Origin of the sequence: Kitasatospora sp. NPDC091276, assembly GCF_040684355.1 — a bacterium.
Taxonomy (GTDB): domain Bacteria; phylum Actinomycetota; class Actinomycetes; order Streptomycetales; family Streptomycetaceae; genus Kitasatospora.
This window is the reverse complement of the sequence record NZ_JBFBFU010000001.1, coordinates 173,899-193,112: the sequence shown is the minus strand read 5'-3', so window position 1 is coordinate 193,112 and position 19,214 is coordinate 173,899. Positions and strand designations below refer to the sequence as shown.

14 protein-coding genes are annotated in these 19,214 nt (G+C 74.2%); 8 read left to right on the top strand and 6 right to left on the bottom strand.

Annotated elements, in window-relative coordinates:
- Positions 1–48 precede the first annotated feature (48 nt).
- From AB0O19_RS00815 to AB0O19_RS00785, 7 genes are all read left to right on the top strand, one after another.
- The gene (locus AB0O19_RS00815) at positions 49–1,038 is read left to right on the top strand and encodes an iron-siderophore ABC transporter substrate-binding protein (RefSeq protein WP_363616649.1); all 990 of its coding nucleotides are present in this window, start codon (positions 49–51) and stop codon (positions 1,036–1,038) included.
- A 103-nt stretch (positions 1,039–1,141) separates the two neighbouring features.
- Positions 1,142–2,350: an ATP-grasp domain-containing protein gene (locus AB0O19_RS00810; RefSeq protein ID WP_363616647.1), complete on the top strand. Its 1,209-nt coding sequence runs from the start codon at positions 1,142–1,144 to the stop codon at positions 2,348–2,350.
- The gene (locus AB0O19_RS00805; RefSeq protein WP_363616645.1) at positions 2,347–4,062 is read left to right on the top strand and encodes an IucA/IucC family protein; all 1,716 of its coding nucleotides are present in this window, start codon (positions 2,347–2,349) and stop codon (positions 4,060–4,062) included. Before AB0O19_RS00810 ends, AB0O19_RS00805 begins: the two co-directional genes overlap by 4 nt.
- A gap of 2 nt (positions 4,063–4,064) precedes the next feature.
- The gene (locus AB0O19_RS00800; RefSeq protein WP_363617010.1) at positions 4,065–5,279 is read left to right on the top strand and encodes an MFS transporter; all 1,215 of its coding nucleotides are present in this window, start codon (positions 4,065–4,067) and stop codon (positions 5,277–5,279) included.
- The gene (locus AB0O19_RS00795; protein ID WP_363616643.1) at positions 5,276–7,030 is read left to right on the top strand and encodes an IucA/IucC family protein; all 1,755 of its coding nucleotides are present in this window, start codon (positions 5,276–5,278) and stop codon (positions 7,028–7,030) included. The genes AB0O19_RS00800 and AB0O19_RS00795 overlap by 4 nt, the downstream gene beginning before the upstream one ends.
- Entirely contained in the window at positions 7,027–8,247 is a 1,221-nt protein-coding gene (locus AB0O19_RS00790) for a type III PLP-dependent enzyme (RefSeq protein WP_363616641.1), read from the top strand. The genes AB0O19_RS00795 and AB0O19_RS00790 overlap by 4 nt, the downstream gene beginning before the upstream one ends.
- A gap of 250 nt (positions 8,248–8,497) precedes the next feature.
- Positions 8,498–9,295: an inositol monophosphatase family protein gene (locus AB0O19_RS00785; RefSeq protein WP_363617008.1), complete on the top strand. Its 798-nt coding sequence runs from the start codon at positions 8,498–8,500 to the stop codon at positions 9,293–9,295.
- A 210-nt stretch (positions 9,296–9,505) separates the two neighbouring features.
- Here the strand turns inward: AB0O19_RS00785 and AB0O19_RS00780 are convergent, their stop codons facing one another.
- From AB0O19_RS00780 to AB0O19_RS00765, 4 genes are all read right to left on the bottom strand, one after another.
- Complete coding sequence (locus AB0O19_RS00780) at positions 9,506–10,969, bottom strand: pyridoxal-dependent decarboxylase (protein WP_363616639.1); 1,464 nt, start codon at positions 10,967–10,969, stop codon at positions 9,506–9,508.
- A 257-nt stretch (positions 10,970–11,226) separates the two neighbouring features.
- The gene (locus AB0O19_RS00775) at positions 11,227–12,714 is read right to left on the bottom strand and encodes a diaminobutyrate--2-oxoglutarate transaminase (RefSeq protein ID WP_363616637.1); all 1,488 of its coding nucleotides are present in this window, start codon (positions 12,712–12,714) and stop codon (positions 11,227–11,229) included.
- A gap of 142 nt (positions 12,715–12,856) precedes the next feature.
- Positions 12,857–13,597 (bottom strand): response regulator, encoded by a 741-nt coding sequence (locus tag AB0O19_RS00770; RefSeq protein ID WP_363579387.1) that lies wholly within the window; start codon positions 13,595–13,597, stop codon positions 12,857–12,859.
- Positions 13,594–15,438, bottom strand: a complete 1,845-nt coding sequence (locus AB0O19_RS00765) for an ATP-binding protein (RefSeq protein ID WP_363616635.1) — start codon at positions 15,436–15,438, stop codon at positions 13,594–13,596. The genes AB0O19_RS00770 and AB0O19_RS00765 overlap by 4 nt, the downstream gene beginning before the upstream one ends.
- Positions 15,439–15,667: 229 nt before the next feature.
- Between AB0O19_RS00765 and AB0O19_RS00760 the strand changes: the two genes are divergently transcribed.
- Positions 15,668–17,071, top strand: a complete 1,404-nt coding sequence (locus AB0O19_RS00760) for a cation:dicarboxylase symporter family transporter (protein ID WP_363579391.1) — start codon at positions 15,668–15,670, stop codon at positions 17,069–17,071.
- Positions 17,072–17,251: 180 nt separating this feature from the next.
- Here the strand turns inward: AB0O19_RS00760 and AB0O19_RS00755 are convergent, their stop codons facing one another.
- Entirely contained in the window at positions 17,252–18,217 is a 966-nt protein-coding gene (locus tag AB0O19_RS00755) for a hypothetical protein (protein ID WP_363616633.1), read from the bottom strand.
- Between the two features lie 45 nt (positions 18,218–18,262).
- Positions 18,263–19,132, bottom strand: a complete 870-nt coding sequence (locus AB0O19_RS00750) for an RNA polymerase sigma factor (protein WP_363616631.1) — start codon at positions 19,130–19,132, stop codon at positions 18,263–18,265.
- Positions 19,133–19,214: the final 82 nt, after the last annotated feature.

The window sequence follows — 19,214 nt, the reverse complement described above, 5'->3', positions numbered from 1 at the left end:
TCGACGCTCCGCAACCCGACGCCCGCTCGACCCGATCCAAGGACCCCCATGAACCGCCGCCTCCCCGTCGCCGTCCTCGCCGTCGCCCTGTCCACCACGCTGCTCGCCGCCTGCGGCAGCGACGGCGGGACCAAGCAGAGCGGGGACGCCTCCTCCGCGAGCGCCGGCGCGTCCGCCGGCTTCCCGCGCACCGTCACCCACGCCGCCGGAACCGCCCAGATCAAGGCCCAGCCCAAGCGCGTCGTGGTGCTGGACAGCGGCGAGCTGGACGACGTCACGCTGCTCGGCATCACGCCGGTCGGCGCGGTGTCGCCGCACATGAAGACCGAGGGCGGGTTCCCGAACTACCTCAAGGACAAGATCAAGGACACCAAGGACGTCGGCCCGATGAACGAGCCGAACCTGGAACTGATCGCCTCCCTGAAGCCCGACCTGATCCTCTCCTCCAAGGTCCGCCACGCCAAGGTCTACGACCAGCTGAACGCGATCGCGCCGACCGTGCTCGCCGAGACCACCGGGTTCCCGTGGAAGGAGAACCTCGCCCTCTACGCGCAGGCGCTCGGCAAGGAGGACGAGGCCAAGAAGGCGCTCGCCGACTACGAGGCGCGGGCCACCAAGCTCGGTGAGGCGATCAAGGCGAAGAACGGCGGCACCATGCCGACCGCCTCGGTGGTCCGCTTCGTGGCCGGACCGACCCGCCTCTACGCCAAGGCCTCCTACAGCGGCGTGGTGCTCAAGGACGTCGGCCTGGCCCGCCCGGCCGCCCAGGACGTCGACAAGAACATCGTCGAGGTGAGCGCCGAGCAGATCAACCAGGCCGACGCCGACCTGGTGTTCGTCACCACCGCCGACGACCCGTCCAAGACCAAGGAGAGCGAGGTCCAGCAGACCCCGGTCTGGCAGGGCCTGAACGCCGTCAAGAACAGCAAGGTCTTCAACGTCCCGGACGAGACCTGGATGTCCGGCATCGGCGTCCAGGCCGCCGACGCCATGCTCGGCGACATCGCCAAGGCCGCGGGCGTGGACGCGCCCAAGTAACCGCCGACGGACGACGGCGGGCGGAGGCGGCTGCCGCTGTGGCCGCCACCGCCACCGCCCGCCGTCACTCCCGTCCGCCACCACCCTCAAGGACCACCACCCCATGCGGCTCTACCTGCTCGCCCTCAACCCCACCGACTCGGTCACCGCCGGCTTCCTGCCCGCCGCCGCCCGGCTCGGGCTCGACGTCACCGTCCTGACCGACCACGCCGAACCCCACCAGAAGGCCTACGCCGACCTCCCGTTCACCGCACCCGCGGTGCTGGAGTGCGACGTCCGGGACTTCCGCGCCGTGATCAGCCTGGTCTCCCGCCACCACGCGCCCGACGCGGTGTTCAGCAACAGCGACCACCTGCAGACCCAGACCGCCCTGGCCGCCGAGTACTTCGGCCTCCCCGCCAAGGACTGGAAGGCCGCACTGCGGGCCAAGGACAAGGGCCAGCTGCGCCGCCACCTCGCCCTGACCGGCCAGGACGCCGTCTGGTCCGCCGAGTTGGCCCCCGGGCAGGACCCGGCCGAGCTGGAGCCGCCGTTCCCGTGCGTGGTCAAACCTCGTGAGGGAGTGGCCAGCGAGGACGTCACACTGGTCGCCGACGCCGCCGAACTCGCCCTCCGTTGCCGGGAGATCCAGCACCGCCGGGCCGGCGCGACGCTGGTCGTCGAGGAGTTCCTGGACGGCCGGCTGTGCACCCTGGAGACGCTCGGCGACGACCGCCGCCGGCACGTCCTCGGCGGCTTCCGCACGCAGCTCTCCCCGCCGCCGGACTTCATCGAGGAGGTGCTGGAGTTCGTCCCCGCGCACCCCGGCGAGGTGGTCGCGCAGGTGCTCGCCCAACTCGACGCGCTCGGGATCGGACTCGGCGCCTGCCACACCGAGTTCGTCGTGCAGCCCGACGGCCGCGCCCGGATCATCGAGGTCAACTACCGCGCCATCGGCGACCAGTGCGACCTGATGCTCGCCGAGGTCCTCGGCATCCCGCTCTTCGAGCACATCCTCGCCGCCCACCTCGGCCGGGAACTCCCCGCGGACCTCGGCGCGCAGTGCGCCGCGACCCCGCGCCGGGCCCGCAACGAGGTGGTCTGCGCCGACCGCGCCGGCCTCCTCACCGCCGCCCCCGGGCCGTACGACGAGGAGCGCGACGGCGTCCGGCTCGCCTACCGCCCGCTGCGCCCGCTCGGCGAGCGGCACGAGCACTACCGCACCAACCGCGACTACCTGGGCGTGATGTGGGCCATCGGCGCCGACCAGGAAGCCGTGGACGCCGCCGTCGCCCGGTTCCGCGCCGCCAACCGCTGGGAGATCACCCCGTGACCGCCGACGAGCAGCTCACCCTGCGGGTGCTTTCCGCCCTGCTGCGCGAGGACGTCCTCGGCCTGCGCACCCGCGGCGCCGTGGAGGACCGCGCGGACGGCGCCTGGTTCACCGTCGCGGACGCCGAACTCGCCCTGCCCGTCGCCGTCGAGGGCTTCCAGTGCGAGTACGCCGCCCGGCTGCCCCTACTGGAGCTGGCCGGGCGCCGGCTCACCGGCCTGGACGTCATCGTGGCAGCCCTGGCCGGCCTGGCCGAGGCCGAGGACCGGCCCGGCTGGGACGCTTTCGCCGAGGAGTGCCGCCAGACCCTCGCCACCATGGAACTGCACGAGCGCGCGCGGCCCGAGGTGCACGCCCGGCTCACCGACCTGTACGGCGAGGACCCGGCCGACTGGACCGGTCTGGCCGCCGCCCTCGGCCACGACACCCTGGCCGCCTACCTCGACCACCCCGTCTACCCGACCGCGCGCGGCCGGTCCGGCCTCACCGAACACCAGCTGAACTCCTACGCACCGGAGTTCCACCCCGCGTTCGAGCTGCGCTGGCTGGCCGTCCCGACCGACGCCCTCACCACACACGGCCGGCGCCCGCTCCCGAGCTGGTGGCCCACTCCGGCCTGGCTGGGCCTTGCGGACGCCTGCCCCGGCGACGGCTGGACCACCCTGCCGGTCCACCCCCTCACCGTCGGCGCCCCGCTGGACGAGGCACTGGAGGCGGCCGGCCTGGCCGACCGCGCGGTGCTGGCCGAACGGCCCTACCTGACCGTCGTGCCGACGCTCTCCATGCGCACCGTCGCCGTCGCCGACGACCCCGCCTGCCACCTCAAACTCCCGCTCGCCACCGCCACGCTGGGCCGGCTCAACCGCCGCACCATCAAGCCCGGCACGCTGCTCGACGGCGCCGCCGGCCAGCGCCTGATCGAGGCCGTGCTGGCCCGCGAGCCGCGCTTCGCCGGCCGCGTCCTGCACGCCGACGAGCAGACCTGGGCGCACGCCGGTCACGAACTGCTGGCCGTCCTGCTGCGCCGCTACCCCGCCGGGCTGGAGCGGGCCGTCACCGTCCCGCTGGCCGCCCTGCTGGCCCCCGCGCCCGGCGGCCGCCTGGTGCTCGACCACCTCGCCGACCGATTCCACGACGGCGACCAACTCGCCTTCTACGACGCCCTGCTGGAACTGCTGCTGGACTGGCAGACCACGCTGTTCGACTACGGCATAGCACTGGAGTCGCACCAGCAGAACACCTCCCTGGTGCTCGACGGCGACGGACTGCGCCTGCTCTACAAGGACGACGACGGCCCGCGCGTGCACACCGCCCGGATGACCGCCCGCCTCGGCGAACTCGCCCCCACCCGGGCCGACTTCGACGACGACCGGATCTTCGGCGACGACGACCGGGCGCTCACCGACCTGTTCACCACCATCACCGGCCACCTGTGCACCGGCGCGCTCGCGTTCGGCCTCGCCGAGCACCGTCGCGCCGAACTCACCGACGTGCTCGCACTGTTGCGAAAGCGCCTGGCCGAGGCGGTGGACCGGATCGGACCGGCCGGTGAGCCGCTGCGGACGGACCTGCTGGAGGCCGAACGCCTGCCGGTCAAGGCCATGGTCAGCGCCGGGACCCTGCTCAGCAAGCAGCGCTCGGGCGCCGCCGACATCAACAAGCACTACACCAGCGGCCCCAACTACCTGCTGGCGAACGGGATCACCCGGTGAGTGTGGAGACCGTTTCGCAGCGGTCCGGCCACGGGACCGACCACTCCGGCGGACTCGGCCGCCGCCAGGTGCACGCCGTCGCCGCCTGCTACTTCGTCGCCTCCTTCGCCGCGCTGGGCCTGCCGCCGTACCTGACCGCGATCCTGCCCACGCTCGGCGATCCGCAGGCCCGGTGGGCCGGCGTGCTCTACATCGTCCCGACGGTCTTCAGCGCGCTCGGCGCACCGCTGTGGGGCCGGCTCGCCGACCGCTTCGGCCGCAAGCGGCTGCTGCTGCGCGCCCAACTCGGGCTCACCGTCTCCTTCCTGCTGGCCGGGGCCGCCGGCAGCCTGCCCGCGTTCACCCTCGCGCTGGTCCTTCAGGGCTTCCTCGGCGGCACCTTCGCCGCCACCAACGGCTACCTCGCCGCCGCCCTCGACGGACCGCGACTGTCCCGCGCACTCACCCTGATGCAGGGCAGCGCCCGGGCGGCCCTGGTGGCCGCCCCGATCCTGGTCGGCGCGCTGTCCCCGTGGATCGACCCGCACCGCCAGTACCTGGTGATGGCCGTCCTCCCGCTCGCCGCCGCGCTGCTGCTGTCCCTGCTGCCCGAGCCGGACCGTCCGGCGGCCGCCCCCGCGTCGGAGGGCCGCGCCGAGCGGGCACCCGCCTCCCCGCTCCTCCCGCTCTACGTCTTCGAGTTCGTCTTCGTCTTCGCCACCGTCATCTCCTTCCCCTATCTCATCTCGCTCGCCGAGCAGCGGCTTCCCGGCGTCTCCGGCACCACCACCGGCGTGCTGTTCGCCCTGCCACACCTGTGCTACCTGGTGTTCGCCGCACGCGTCCACACGCTGTTCCAAGCCCGCCCGCACACCGGCATCGCACTCGGCTTCGGCCTCGTCGCGCTCGGCCTGGCCGGGCACGCCGTCGCGTACTCGCTCCCGGTCTTCGTCGCCGTCCGGCTGCTGCTCGGCGCCGGGCTCACGCTCGGCCTGGTCTGCCTCGCCGTGCTCGCCGCCGGAGCGGCCCAAGGGCGCGCGCCCGGGCGGATGTTCGGCACGCTCGAACTCGTCTCCAAGGGCGGCGCCGTCGCCGCCGGAGCCGTCGCAGCGCTGGCCAACGGGCAGTTCGGCGCCGCCGCGCCCGTGGTGGCCGGCACCGCCGCCGCCCTGCTGGCCGCCGTCGCGGCCACCGCATTCTCCCTCCCGTCCCTCCGCCAGCGCTGGAGTCGCCGATGACCCCCGAGCCGATCGCCCCCAAGTCGATCACCCACGAGCCGATCAGCCACGAACTGCCCACCGCCGACGACGCGGTGGCCCACACCCTGCTGAACTGCCTGCTGCGCGAGGTCTCCGCCCCCGAGCACCAGACCGCCGTGGCCGACGGCCGCCTGCTGCTGCGCCTGCCCCGGCGCGGTGCCCTGCTGCGGATCGCCCTGCGCCGCACCTCGCTGCTCGGCGCGCACCGCTTCACCGGCCCGGTCGAGATCGAACGAGGCGGCATCTGGGCGGAGTTGGACTGGCGAGAGCTGGCGGAACACGTGCAGGACGAACTGGAGCTGCGCACCGGCACGGTGAACGAGGAGTTCCTCGGCCAGGTCACCTCCAGCCACGACGGCCTCCGGCAGAGCCTGGCCGACCGCCCGGTCTCCGGACCGGATCGCTACCTGGAGTCCGAGCAGGCCCTGCTGTTCGGCCACCGCTTCCACCCGGCGCCCAAGTCCCGCTCCGCCGCTCGGGGGGACTGGCGCGGGTACGCCCCGGAGTCCCGTGCGGCGTTCCCGCTGCGCCACCTCGCCGTCCGCACCGAACTGCTCACCGAGCAGTCCCTGGACGACAGCGCGAGCGCCCTGCTGGACGGCCTCGGCGACGTCCCGGACGGATACCGCCTGCTGCCCGCCCACCCCTGGCAGTACCAACTCATCGGCGATCACCCGCTGTTGCGCGACGCCCTGGACCGCGGGGACGTCCTCGACCTCGGGCCGCGCGGCGAGGAGTTCGCCGCCACCGCCTCGGTGCGCACCCTCCACGGCGCGGACGCCTTCCTCAAGTTCAGCCTCAACGTGCGCATCACCAACTGCCTGCGCAAGAACGCCGCTTACGAGCTCACCGGCGCCGTCGAACTCACCCGGCTGCTCGCCCCCGCCCTCGCCGACCTCGCCCGGCGCTTCCCCGACGCGGCGATGCTGCGCGAGCCCGCGTTCCGCACCCTCGCCCTGCCCGGCGCCGACGGCCGACCCGACCAGGCACTGTACGAGGGCTTCGGCCTGATCGTCCGCGAGGGCTTCGGCGGCGTGCTGCGGCCCGGCGTCACCCCGCTGCTGGCCGCCGCCGTCGCCGACGAGCACCCGACCAGCTCCGCCCACATCTCCCGTCTACTGGAGGGGAGTTCGGACGCCTCCCGGGCCCTGGACTGGTGGCGGGCCTATCTGGGGCTGCTCATCCCGCCCGTGCTCGCCGCCTACTTCGACCACGGCGTGGTGCTGGAGCCGCACCTGCAGAACGTGCTCATCGGCGTCGACGCCACCGGGCGCCCCACCCAGGTGCTCTTCCGCGACCTGGAGGGCACCAAGCTCGTCCCCGAGCACAACGCCGACATCCTGGCCGCCCTCCCGCCCGAAGTCGCCGGGCCGATGACGTACGACGCCGAACGCGGCTGGGACCGGGTGGTCTACTGCCTGCTGGTCAACCACGTCGCCGAACTGCTGGCCGCCCTCGCCGACCGCCACCCCGAGCTGGAGGGCGCCCTGTGGCAGGCGGTCCGGGACACCCTGGAGCAGTACGCGGCAGGCCACGGCCGCCCGCCCCGGCTGCGGGCGCTGCTCGCGGGCGTGCCGCTGCCGGCCAAGGCCAACCTGCTCACCCGCTGGGAGCGCAAGGCCGACCGACAGGCCGGCTACGTCCGCCTGCCCTCGCCGCTCGCCGGATCCGTCCTCGCCCAGGCCGCCCGCACCGCTACCCCCCTCTCCCTCGGGAGCGCCGCCCGATGACCGAGATCGTCCGCCGGCACGTCGCCGCCCTCGCGTCCGACGCCCTGCCCGCCTACGTCTACGACCTGGCGGCGCTGCGCGCGCACGCCGCCGCCGTCCGGGCCGCGCTGCCCGCGCGGGTCGAGCTGTACTACGCCGCCAAGGCCAATCCGGAGGCACCGCTGCTGGCCGCGCTGCGCGACGCGGTCGACGGCTACGAGGTCTCCAGCGGAGGTGAGTTGGCGCACGTGCGGGCGGCCGTTCCGGACGCGCCGCTGGCCTTCGGCGGCCCTGGCAAGACGCCCGCCGAGATCGCCGCCGCCGTGGACGCCGGGGTGCACCGCTGGCACATCGAGAGCGAGCAGGAACTGCACCGGCTCGACGCCGTCCTCGCGGACCGGCCGGGCACGGTGGTCGACGTGCTGCTACGGGTCAACCTGCCGGTCGCCACCGGTGCGCTCGACGCGGTGGCACTCGCGATGGGTGGGCGACCGACGCCCTTCGGGCTCGACCCGGACCGCGCCGAGGAGTGCGTGCGCCAGCTCACCGGCGACGGCACCGGCAACGGCACCGGCCCGCTCGGACGGCGGCTGCGTCTGCGCGGCGTGCACGCCCATCTGGCCAGCGGGCTCGCGGCGGCGGAACAACTGGCCGTCGCCGAGCAGATCGTGGCCTGGTCGGCCGCGCTGGCCGAGCGGCACGGCTTCCCCCTGACGGAGGTCAACGTCGGCGGCGGAATGGCCGTGGACTACGACGACCCGGCGAACCACTTCGACTGGACGGCCTTCGGCGAAGGGCTGGCCAAGCTGCTGGACGCCCACCCCGGCCTGACCCTGCGGATCGAACCCGGCCGGGCCCTGACCGCCCACTGCGGCTGGTACGCGACCGAGGTGCTGGACGTGAAGCAGAGCCACGGCGAGGACTTCGCGGTGGTCCGTGGCGGCACCCACCACCTGCGCACCCCCGCCACCCGGGGGCACTCCCAGCCCTTCGAGGTGCTCCCGGTCGACGCCTGGCCGCACCCGTGGCCGCGCCCCGCCGTCGCCACCGGCCGCGCCACCCTGGCCGGCCAGCTCTGCACCCCGAAGGACGTCCTCGCCCGGGCCGCCGCCGACGCCGACGGCCTGCGGGCAGCCGACCGGGTGCTGTTCGCGATGGCGGGCGCGTACGCCTGGAACATCTCGCACCACGAGTTCCTGATGCACCCGCGCCCGGGGTTCCACTACCTGGGCGACTGAGGGCACCCCCGGGACGGCGGGCAGCAGGTAACAGATAACAGCCGACAGATAACAGCTGACAGATAACAGATTTCGAAATCTGTTATCTGTCAGCTGTTATCTGTTCGCCGTTCCCTGTTCGAGCCCCGCCGCCCGCCCGTCCGCGCGCCGGACCCCACCCGTGGGCCCCGCCCGCCCCAGGGGTCGCCGCAGGTCGCCTCCGCACACTCGTGCGACAGTGGTAGGCAGCGAAGGGAGCGCGAACGTGCTGATGGACAAGGTGGCGGAGATACTCGCCGAGGCGTCGGCCGAGGTGGTGGAGCCGCGCTTCCGGGCGCTGGCCGCCGGCGAGGTGATGGAGAAGGCGCCCGGCGAGATCGTGACGGTCGCCGACCGCGAGGCCGAGGTGATCATCGCCCGCCGCCTGCGCGAGCTGCTGCCCGTCCCCGTGGTCGGCGAGGAGGCGGTCTCCGCCGACCCCGAACTCGCCCAGGCTCTCCACGACGAGCCCGCCGCCTGGCTGGTCGACCCGGTCGACGGCACCGCCAACTTCGTCGCGGGCCGCCCCGAGTACGCCGTGATGTGCTCGCTCGTCCGCGGCGGAGAGACCGTCGCCTCCTGGATCTGGCAGCCCGCCACCGCCACCGCCTACTGTGCCGAACTGGGCTCCGGGGCCTGGCGCGACGGCGTGCGCCTGACCCGGCCGCCGGCACCGCGCGACGCCGCGAAGCTGCGCGGATCCGTGAAGAGCCGCTACCTCGACCCGGAACACCGCCGGCGTTTGCAGGCCAACGAGTCGGCCTTCGGCGAGGTCTCCCCCGGTCGGCACGCCGCCGGAATCGAGTACCCGGACGTCGTCGAGGGCCGCTTCGACTTCCTCCTCTACTGGCGCACCCTCCCCTGGGACCACGCCCCCGGCTCCCTGCTCGTCACCGAGGCCGGCGGCGTGTCCGCCCGGCTGGACGGGACCCCCTACCGCCCCGAGGCCCCCGGCTGCGAGAACGGCCTCCTGGTCGCCGCCGACCCGGAGACCTGGGAGCTCACCCGCACCACACTCCTGAGCGACTGACCGACCGCAACCACCGCCACACCACCGCTACCGCCACCGCCACCGCCACCGCCACCGCCACCGCCACCGCCACCGCGGCAACCATGGTCATCCGGTCGCGGTCATGAATCGGCGCCCTGGTCATCGGTCCCGAACGGGGCCTGCCCGGGCGCCGGTCGGCCGGCGATGACCGGCGGTGACCGGCGATGACCGACTCCCCGCAGCGCGCGCCTAGCCGGCCCGTTCCCCCTCGGCCTTCCGCCCGGCGCCCACCACCTCGCGCAGCAGTGCACGGACCTCCCCCGCCGTGGCGTGCGGGTTGAGCAGGGTGAGCTTGAGCCGTACCCGGCCCGGCCCCTCGCCCGGGAGTTCGGTCCGCCCGACCACCGCCCGCCCGGTGCGCAGCAGCAACCGGCGCAGGCTGCCGTTGAGTTCGTCGACGGCAGCCTCGTCGGTCAGGCCCGGCGGCCGGTAGCGGAACAGCACGACGGTCAGCGCGGGTTCGGCGTGGAGTTCGAGCGACGGTTCGGCGCGGACGGCCTCGGCGGCCGACCGGGCGAGTTCGTGGCAGGCGTCGACGAGTCGGCCGAGCCCGTCGCGGCCGAGGGTGCGCAAGGTGACGGCGAGTTTGAAGGCGTCGGCCCGCCGGGTGGTGCGCAGCGAGCGGCCGAGCAGGCTGGGGTAACCGGCCTGCTCGTCGTCCACGGGGTTGAGGTACTCGGCGCGGCGGGCGAGCGAGACGTAGGTCTCGGTGCGGCGGACCAGGAAGACGCCGGCGGCGGCGGGTTGCCAGCCGAGTTTGTGCCAGTCGAGGGAGACGGAGTCGGCGCGGTCGATGCCGTCGAGGAGCGGGGCGAGCCGGTCGGAGAGCAGCGCGCCGCCGCCGTACGCGGCGTCGACGTGCAGCCAGGCGCCGTAGCGGCCGGCCAGGTCGGCGGCGACGTGCAGCGGATCGATGCCGCCGGTGTCGGTGGTGCCGGCGGTGGCGACGATGGCGATCGGGGTACGTCCGGCCCAGCTGGCCTCGGCCAGGGTCCGCTCCAACTCCTTTGGTTCCATCCGGAGTTGCCGGTCGACGGGGACGGTGGTGACGGCGCGCTCGCCGAGCCCGAGCAGGGCGGCGGCGCGCTGGACGGAGAAGTGCGCGGCCTCGGAGGCGACGACGCACGCCCGGACTCCGGCCGGGATGCCGTCCAATTCGACGATGCCGTCCAGCTTCTGGTCCCGTGCCAGCATGAGTCCCATGAGGTTGGACTCGGTACCGCCGGAGGTGAGGACGCCGGCAGCGCGGGCCGGGTCGTAGCCGACGAGGGCGGCGAGTTCGGCGAGGAGGGCGGTCTCCAGGGCGGTGGCGGCGGGGGCCTGGTCCCAGGAGTCCTGGGAGGGGTTGAGGGCGCTGACCACGAGGTCTGCGGCGGCGGCCACGGCGAGCGGCGGGCAGTGCAGGTGGGCGGCGCAGGCCGGATCGGCGGGGTCGGCGGCGCCGTAGGCGAGGAGTTCGGTGAGGCGGGCGAGCGCGCCGGGCCCGTGGGCGCCGGCCAGACCGTCGGCGACCAGCGCACCGAGCTCGGCCGGACTGCCTGCGGGCAGCGGCCCGCCGCGCAGGGCGATGCCGTGGTCGAGCGCGTCGAGGACGGTGGCCAGCAGCGGTCCGAGCGCGCCGGGCCCGCCGACGCCGCCCGCGAGGGCGTCCAACGGGGCGGGCCCGCCGGGCAGTCCGGCTGCGGCGCCGGAACCCGAGCCGGAACCCGCATCGGAACCACCGCCGGCCCTCGAACCGCCTCCGACTCCCGAACCGCCTCCGACTCCAGAACCGCCCCCGACTCCAGAGCTGGCCCCGACTCCGGCCCCGGACCCGCCCTCGGCACCGGAGTCACCACCGGCCCCGGCTCGGGCGCCCGAGCCTCCTCCCGAACCTTCCCCTGAACCGCCATCGCCCCCTCGCCGCGCGCTCATTCGGCGCCCCGGGCCGCGAGAGCCGCGGCGCTCGCCGCAGCGACGGGTTCGACGGCCGCAGCGGCCGCGATCGCGTCGGCCAGCCGGTCGAGCACCGCGGCGACCTGCTCGTCGGTGATGGTCAGCGGCGGCAGCAGTCGCAGCACCGCGTCGTGGCGCCCGCCGAGCTCGACGATCAGCCCGCGTGCCAGGCAGGCCTCCCGCACCCGGCGGGCGAGCGCCGGGTCGGCCGGCCTGGCCCCGCAGGCGTCCGGTTCGGCGGCGGGGTCGACGAGTTCGACGCCGAGCATCAGGCCGCGCCCGCGCACGTCGCCGATCACCGGCAGTTCGGCGGCGAGCCCGCGCAGCCGGGCGGCCATCCGCTCGCCGACGACGGCGGCGCGCTCGGCCAGCCCGTGGGCGGCGACGTGGCGCAGGGTGGCGGCGCCGGCGGCCATGGCGAGGGTGTTGCCGCGGAAGGTGCCGGTGTGGGCGCCGGGGCGCCAGCCGTCGTAGTCCTCCCGGTAGACGACGACGGCGAGCGGCAGGCTGCCGCCGATGGCCTTGGAGAGCACCATGGCGTCCGGGACGATGCCGCTGTGCTCGACGGCCCACATCGCCCCGGTGCGCCCGACGCCGGTCTGCACCTCGTCGACGATCAGCGGGATGCCCCGTTCAGCCGTGATCCGGCGCATCTCGCGCAGCCAGCCGTCGGGCGCGGGGACGACGCCGCCCTCGCCCTGGACGGCTTCCAGGATCATCGCGGCGGGCGGGACGACCCCGCCCGAGGGGTCGTCGAGCAGCCGTTCGACGTAGGTCGCGGCGAGGTCGGCGCCGGCCTCGCCGCCGACGCCGAACGGGCAGCGGTAGCCGTACGGGTAGGGCAGCCGGACGACCTCGCCGCCGCTCGGCAGCGGTTCCTTGACGGCGACGTTTCCGGTGAGCGCGAGGGCTCCGGCGGTCATGCCGTGGTAGGCGCCGGTGAAGGCGAGCGCGCCGGACCGGCCGGTGGCGGTCTGCATCAGTTTGAGCGCGGCCTCGACGGCGTCGGTGCCGGCGGGCCCGCAGAAGTGGATCCGGGCACCGGCGGCGAAGTCGGCCGGCAGGCTCTCGAAGAGGGCGCTGGTGAAGTCGTCCTTCTCGGCGGTGGCGAGGTCGAGCAGGTGCAGCGGGGCGCCGCTGTCGAGGGTGCGACGGATCGCCTCCAGCACCACCGGGTGATTGTGCCCGAGGGCGAGCGTCCCGGCGCCGGAGAGGCAGTCCAGGTAGCGCCGCCCGTCGGCGCCCTCGACGGTCATGCCGTGGGCCCGTACCGGGACGATCGGGAAGGACCGGGCGTACGTACGGGCGGCGGACTCGCGTACGCGCTGGCGGCGCAGGATGGCCTCGCCGGAGGCCGGGGCACCGGCGGCTCCAGCGACACCGGCGGCTTCGACACCTCCGACGGCTCCGACAGTTCCGGAGGAGGAGGCCGGAACCTGGGCGGGAACGGCGGCGAGCGACAAGGCAAACCCCCAGAAGAAGTTAGGTAAGCCTAACTTTACCGCCACTGACCTGGCGGGATACCCCAGGGGCCCCCAGAACCACCCGAGTGAGTGAACCGCCCCCGGTCCTGCCAACGAGCCACCGGCGAAAAGGTCACGGCCCTCACCCCCGCCGACCCGGAGCCGCCCCGCCACCCTTCCACCGGTAGCAGAGCTCCGGCCGCCCCACGCTCCCGTACTGCGGTTCCCGCACCGCCCGCCCGGTGTCGACGAGGTGTTCGAGGTAGCGGCGCGCGGTGATCCGGGAGACCCCGGCGGCGACGCCCGCGGCGGCGGCGGACAGGCCCGTCGCCGTCTCGCGCAGTACGGCGGCGACGGTGTCCAGGGTGGGCGCGCTCAACCCCTTGGGGAGACTGCTGCGCTCGGGCGTGCGGAGCAGGGCGAACGCCTGGTCGACCTCGTCCTGCCCGGTCGCCTCGCCGGTGCGCCCGAGGCTGTCGCGGTAGCGGGCGTAGCGTTCCAGGCGATCGTGCAGGGCGGCGGCGCTGAACGGTTTCAGCAGGTACTGGACCACGCCCGCCGACACGGCCTGCCGCACCATCGCCAGGTCGCGGGCCGAGGTCACCGCGATGACGTCGGTGGTGTGGCCGGCGGCACGCAGCGAGCGACACAGGTGGAGGCCGTGGCCGTCCGGCAGGTAGAGGTCGAGCAGGGTCAGGTCGACGGGCCTCCCGGCAGCGCGGGCGCGGTCCAGGAAGCGCAGTGCGTCGGCGCAGCTGTGCACCGTCCCGGCGGCGTGGAAGCCGGGTTCGCGCTCGACGTAGAGGGTGTGCGCGGCGGCGGCCACGGGGTCGTCCTCGACGACCAGCACGGAGATCCCCGGCCCTGCGGTCACCTCGGTCATCGCGACACCCCTTCCCGTCGGCCCGGCTGCCCTGGCTGCCCTGGCTGCCCCGGCTGCCCCGGCCGGCCTGGCTGCCCCGGCTGGCCCGGCTGGCCAAGTTGCTCCGGGCTCCCGAGTTGTCCCGGGCTCCCGAGTTGTCCCGGCTGCCGCTCACCGGATCGTGCCGGCAGCCCGGCGAGCGGCAGCCGGACGGTGAGCACCGCACCCCGGTCGCGCCCGACCTCGACGCTGCCGCCGTTGCGCCGGGCGGCCTGGGAGACCAGCGCCAGCCCGAGACCGTGCCCGCGCACGTCCTGCTTGGTGCTCCAGCCGCGCCGGAACACGTCCTCGACGGCGGCCGGGTCGATCCCCGCCCCGGTGTCGGCGACGCGCAGCAGCAGGCAATCGCCGCCACCCGGAGCCGCGTCGCCGCCACCCACGCCACCGCCATCGATCCGCACGGTGACGGTGACCTCCGGCGGCACCGCACTCTGCGCGGCTCCGGCGATGGCGGCGTCCACGGCGTTGTCGATCAGGTTGCCGAGGACGGTGATCAGGTCCCGCGCGGAGAGCCCGGGCGGCAGCAGCCCGTCGTCGATCCGGCTGTCGTCGGTGAGGGTCAACTCCACTCCCCGTTCGGCCGCTTGGGCCGCCTTGCCGAGCAGTAGCGCGGCCAGTACTGGTTCGCCGACCGCCGCGACCACCCGGTCGGTGAGCTGCTGGGCGAGCGCGAGCTCGGCGGTGGCGAACTCCACCGCCTGTTCGTGGCGGCCGAGTTCGATCAGCGAGACGACGGCGTGCAGCCGGTTGGCCGCCTCGTGCGCCTGCGCCCCGAGGGCCTCGGTGAAGCCCCGCACGGAATCCAGCTCTCCGCTGAGCGACTGGAGTTCGGTGTGGTCGCGCAGGGTGACGACCCTGCCGAGGCCGGTGCCGATGGTGGAGGTGTTGAGCACCACCACCCGCTCGGCGGTCAGGTGCACCTCGTCCCGGACCGGCTCGTCGCCGAGCACGGCCGCGACCAGCGCCCGCGGCAGCCCCAGCTCCACGATCAGGCGTCCCTCCAAGTTGCCGCCCAGTCCGAGCAGTTCACGGGCCGCGTCGTTGCAGAGCACCACCCGGTGCGCGCGGTCCAGCAGGACCAGCCCCTCGCGCACCGAGCGCAGGGTCGCCTGGTGGTATTCGTAGAGGTGGCTGAGTTCGGCCGGCCCCATGCCGTGGGTGTGCCGCCGCAGCCGGGAGTTGGCGAGGTAGGTGCCCACGCCGCCGACCCCGAGCGCGGCCACCGCCACCCCGACCAGGGCGAGCAGCGGGCCGCTCAACTGCGCGGAGATGGATTCCACCGTGAGGCCCGCGCTGACCAGCGCGATCACCTGGTGCCGGTCGTCCAGCACCGGCGTCACCACCCGCACGGACGGCCCGAGCGTGCCGGTGTACGTCTCGCTGCGGGTCTCCCCCGCGAGTGCCCAGTCGATGTGCCCGAGGAAGCGCTTGCCGATCTGCTCGGGCAGCGGGTGGGTCCAGCGCACGCCCTCGGTGTCCATGACGGTGATGAAGGAGACGCCGGTGTCCACCCGCACCTGCTCGACGTACGGCTGGAGCACCGCGGTCGGGTCCGGCGTGGTGACGGCGGCCCGCACGGACGGCGAGTCGGCGACGGCGTGGGCGACAGTGGTGACCTGACGGCGGGCCGCGTCCTCGGCCCGGTCTGCGGTGAAGAGGTACGCGAGCACCGCACCGCCCGCCACCACGGCGGCGACGATGACCACCTGGACGACGAAGAGCTGCCCAGCCAGGCTGCGGACCAGCCCGCGGGGTGCCGGGAGCCGTCGGCGCGAGGGCGTGGGGGCGGTGCGCACGGACATGCCTGCCAGTGTGCACCACACTCCCGGGGTCACCCAGGGGCCCGCGACAGGTCGGCGGCCTGCCGACGACCTGTCGACGAACGCCCCCCAGCCCCGTCGCACCCCACGCCCAGCGGCACCCGGCCGTGAACTCTATGAACGCAAACGTGACCTCCGTCACGCCCAGGCCCGATAGTCAGAGCGGCCCACCACCCGGGGCCGCCAGGACCGCACGGCGAAGGAGCCGCAGATGTCGATCGATGGAGCCGCACCGGCGGGGGGATCCAGACGCAGGGACCGGACCCACTACCTCTACCTCGCCGTCATCGCCGCCGTGGTCGCGGGCATCGCGGTCGGGCTGGCCGCCCCCGGCTTCGCCGTGGAGTTGAAGCCGGTCGGCACCGGCTTCGTCAACCTGATCAAGATGATGATCAGCCCGGTGATCTTCTGCACCATCGTGCTGGGCATCGGCTCGGTGACCAAGGCCGCCAAGGTCGGCAAGGTCGGCGGCCTCGCCCTCGGCTACTTCCTCGTCATGTCGACCGTCGCGCTGGCCATCGGCCTGGCCATCGGCAACCTGCTGGAGCCCGGCGGCGGCCTGCACCTGACCGCCGCGCTCGCGAAGTCCGGCCACGCCCAGGCCGTCGCCGGCGGCGCCCAGTCGACGACCGACTTCCTGCTCGGGATGATCCCCACCACCACGTTCTCGGCCCTCACCGAGGGCAAGGTGCTGCAGACCCTGCTGGTCGCACTGCTCGCCGGCTTCGCCCTCCAGGCGATGGGCCCGGCCGGTGCCCCGGTACTGCGCGGGATCGAGCACGTGCAGCGGCTGGTCTTCCGGGTCATGTCGATGATCATGTGGGTCGCGCCGATCGGCGCCTTCGGGGCGATGGCCGCCGTCGTCGGGGCGACCGGCACGGCCGCGCTGAAGAGCCTCGCGGTCATCATGATCGGTTTCTACGCGACCTGCGTGCTGTTCGTCGTCGTCGTCCTGGGCGCGCTGCTGCGACTGGTCGCCGGGGTCAACGTGTTCGCCCTGCTGCGCTACCTGGGCCGCGAGTTCCTGCTGATCCTCTCCACCTCCTCCTCCGAGAGCGCGCTGCCCCGCCTGATCGCCAAGATGGAGCACCTCGGCGTGAGCCGCCCGGTCGTCGGCATCACCGTGCCGACCGGCTACAGCTTCAACCTCGACGGCACCGCGATCTACCTCACCATGTCGTCGATCTTCATCTCCGAGGCGATGGACAAGCCGATGTCGATCGGCGAGCAGCTCTCACTGCTGGTGTTCATGGTGATCGCGAGCAAGGGTGCGGCCGGGGTCACCGGCGCCGGGCTGGCCACCCTGGCCGGCGGACTGCAGTCGCACAAGCCCGCGCTGGTGGACGGGGTCGGCCTGATCGTCGGCATCGACCGCTTCATGTCCGAGGCCCGTGCGCTCACCAACTTCGCGGGCAACGCCGTCGCCACCGTCCTGATCGGGCACTGGACCGGCGAACTCGACGCGGACCGCGCCCAGCGGGTGCTGGCCGGCGAGGAGCCGTTCGACGAGCGGACCCTGGTCGACGCGCACGGCGGGCCGGTCGAGGCCCCCGAGGCCGTCCCGGCGACTCCGGAAGCCGTCCCCGTCCAGAGCGGTGCGGCTGCGGCCGCCTGAGCGGCCCCCTCATACGCCCCCGGTCCGGCGCCACCACCTCCCCCGGAAACGGCGCCGGACCGGGGGTTCCGCATGTCCGACGGGCCTTCGCCACAAGTACTCACCGGTCCTCACCGGTCCTCACCGGTCCTCACCGGTCCTCACCGGTCCTCGCGGGTCCCCACAGGTCCTCGCCGGTTCTCACAGGTCCTCGGAGCCGCTCACCGCCCAGGCCAGGCCACAGGCCGGGTCCTCCAGCGCGACGTGCAGATGGCGCAGCCCGGCGGCCGGCTCGTGCCAGATGAAGCAGCGCATCCGGGCCACCAGCGCGTCGACCTCCGCCCGGCCCGAACCGTCCGTACCCTTCGCGCCGGCCATCGCGACCAACGCCCGCCAGAGTGCCAGCCGTCCGTGCGCCGAGCCCCGCCCGCGGTCCACGACGGCGGCCTGTACCAGCGCCGGATAGACCAGCGCGAACGGCAGGTACCCGCCGGTGACCCGGGAACTACGGGCCAGTTGGGCGGCCGCCTGCGGCGCCGGGCCCCGGACGCAGACCACCTCCGCCCAGTCCGCCAGTGCGGCCAGCGCCCGGGTCGCCCGCTGCCCGCCCAGCCGTACGCCCGATGCGGGCAGCGTCACGTCACCCAGACCCTCCCGGCTGGCCGGCAGGGTCAGCAGCGCACTGCGCGCGCCCCCGCAGGGCAGGTACTGGCGCACCCGCGCCCCCTCGTCCCAGCCGGCCGCCTCCCACGGCGCCAGCAGCAGCGGCACGCCCTCCGGGTCGGGTTCGGCCCCGTACGAGAGGTCCTCGCCGAGCAGCACCCGGGTCTGCGCGACCAGTCGGCGCACCGGGGCCGGGACGAGCAGCGGGGCCAGCCGCAGCCAGGAATGCCGGGTCGCCAGCACCTCCCAGAGCGGACCGGCGTCATGGTCGGCGACCCCGGCGACCGTCCCCGGGCCGCCGTCCCGGTCGAACAGCCGGACGGCCAGCTCCGGCGGCGCCGAGTAGGCGATCAGGTGGCCGAGCGGCGCGGTCAGCGCCGCCGCGGGCTCCTCCCCGGCGCGCTCCACGGCTGCCGCCCGACCCTGCCGGTAGGCGGTCAGCAGTTCGGGCCAGCGGCCGTCGTCAGCAAGGGCGCGGAGGCGGTGGTCCTCGTACGTGATCACGATTTTCAGCGTACGGGCCGGGGCGGCGCATCAGCTGACTTAGCGTCAGCTCGGTGCGTCGGGTGCCGCTTCGGGCGCCGCCCCAGGGCCCGCGCCGGGCCCCGCATCGGACCCCGCATCGGACCCCGCGCCGGGCGCCGCTTCGAGGGCGGGCCCCGGCCGATGGTCCCGCTCGCCCTCCCGCCCGCCCTCCCGCTCGTGTTCCCGCTCGCGTTCCCGCTCCCGCGCGAGGACCGCGCGCAGCCTCCCGTGGGCGCGGCGACGGGTGACGGCCAGCGTGCTGCGATGCAGGCCCAGCAGTTCGGCGGCCTCGTCGACGGTGTAGCCGTCGAGGTCCACCAGCACCACCACGCGGGCCTGCTTCGCCGTCAGACAGCCCAGCAGCCGGAGCACCTCCCAGCGCGCCTGCAGCTCGGCCATCCCGCCCGACGGCGACTCGACCGGCGGCCGGTCCCGCTCCCGCTCGGCCGTCTCGCACGGATCGGGCAGCACGACCCTCCGCCGTTCCCGGCGCCACTGGTCGCGCAGGATGTTCGCCATCGTGGTGAACACGTAGGCGTAGGGCTGCGGATGGCTCAGGAACCGCTCCGGCCTGCGGGCGATCCGCAGATACGCGTCATGCACCACGTCCCCGGCGGCGAGCCCGCCGGTGAGCGACGCGGCCGCCCGGTGGAGCCTCGGCAGCATTTCCGTGAACACCCGGTTGAAATCGTCCGATTGACGATCGGCAGGCCTCGGACCGAAGTCCTTCCCACCGCCGCCCCCGCGTCCGCCGCCACACCTACCGTCGCATTCCGCCATGCCGCTCTCCCCGGAAATCGGCACTCCGAAAGCCCAGTTGGGCAGGTCACGACCCAAAGAAAAGGTTGTGACACAGCTCACATCATAGGCCGTCGTCTCACTGTCCGCAGTCATTCGTGCGCAATACGTCATCGGCCGGACGGGAAGCCGGAATTCACCCACCCCGTGGATCTGGACGGCCGGGGACGCACTGCCC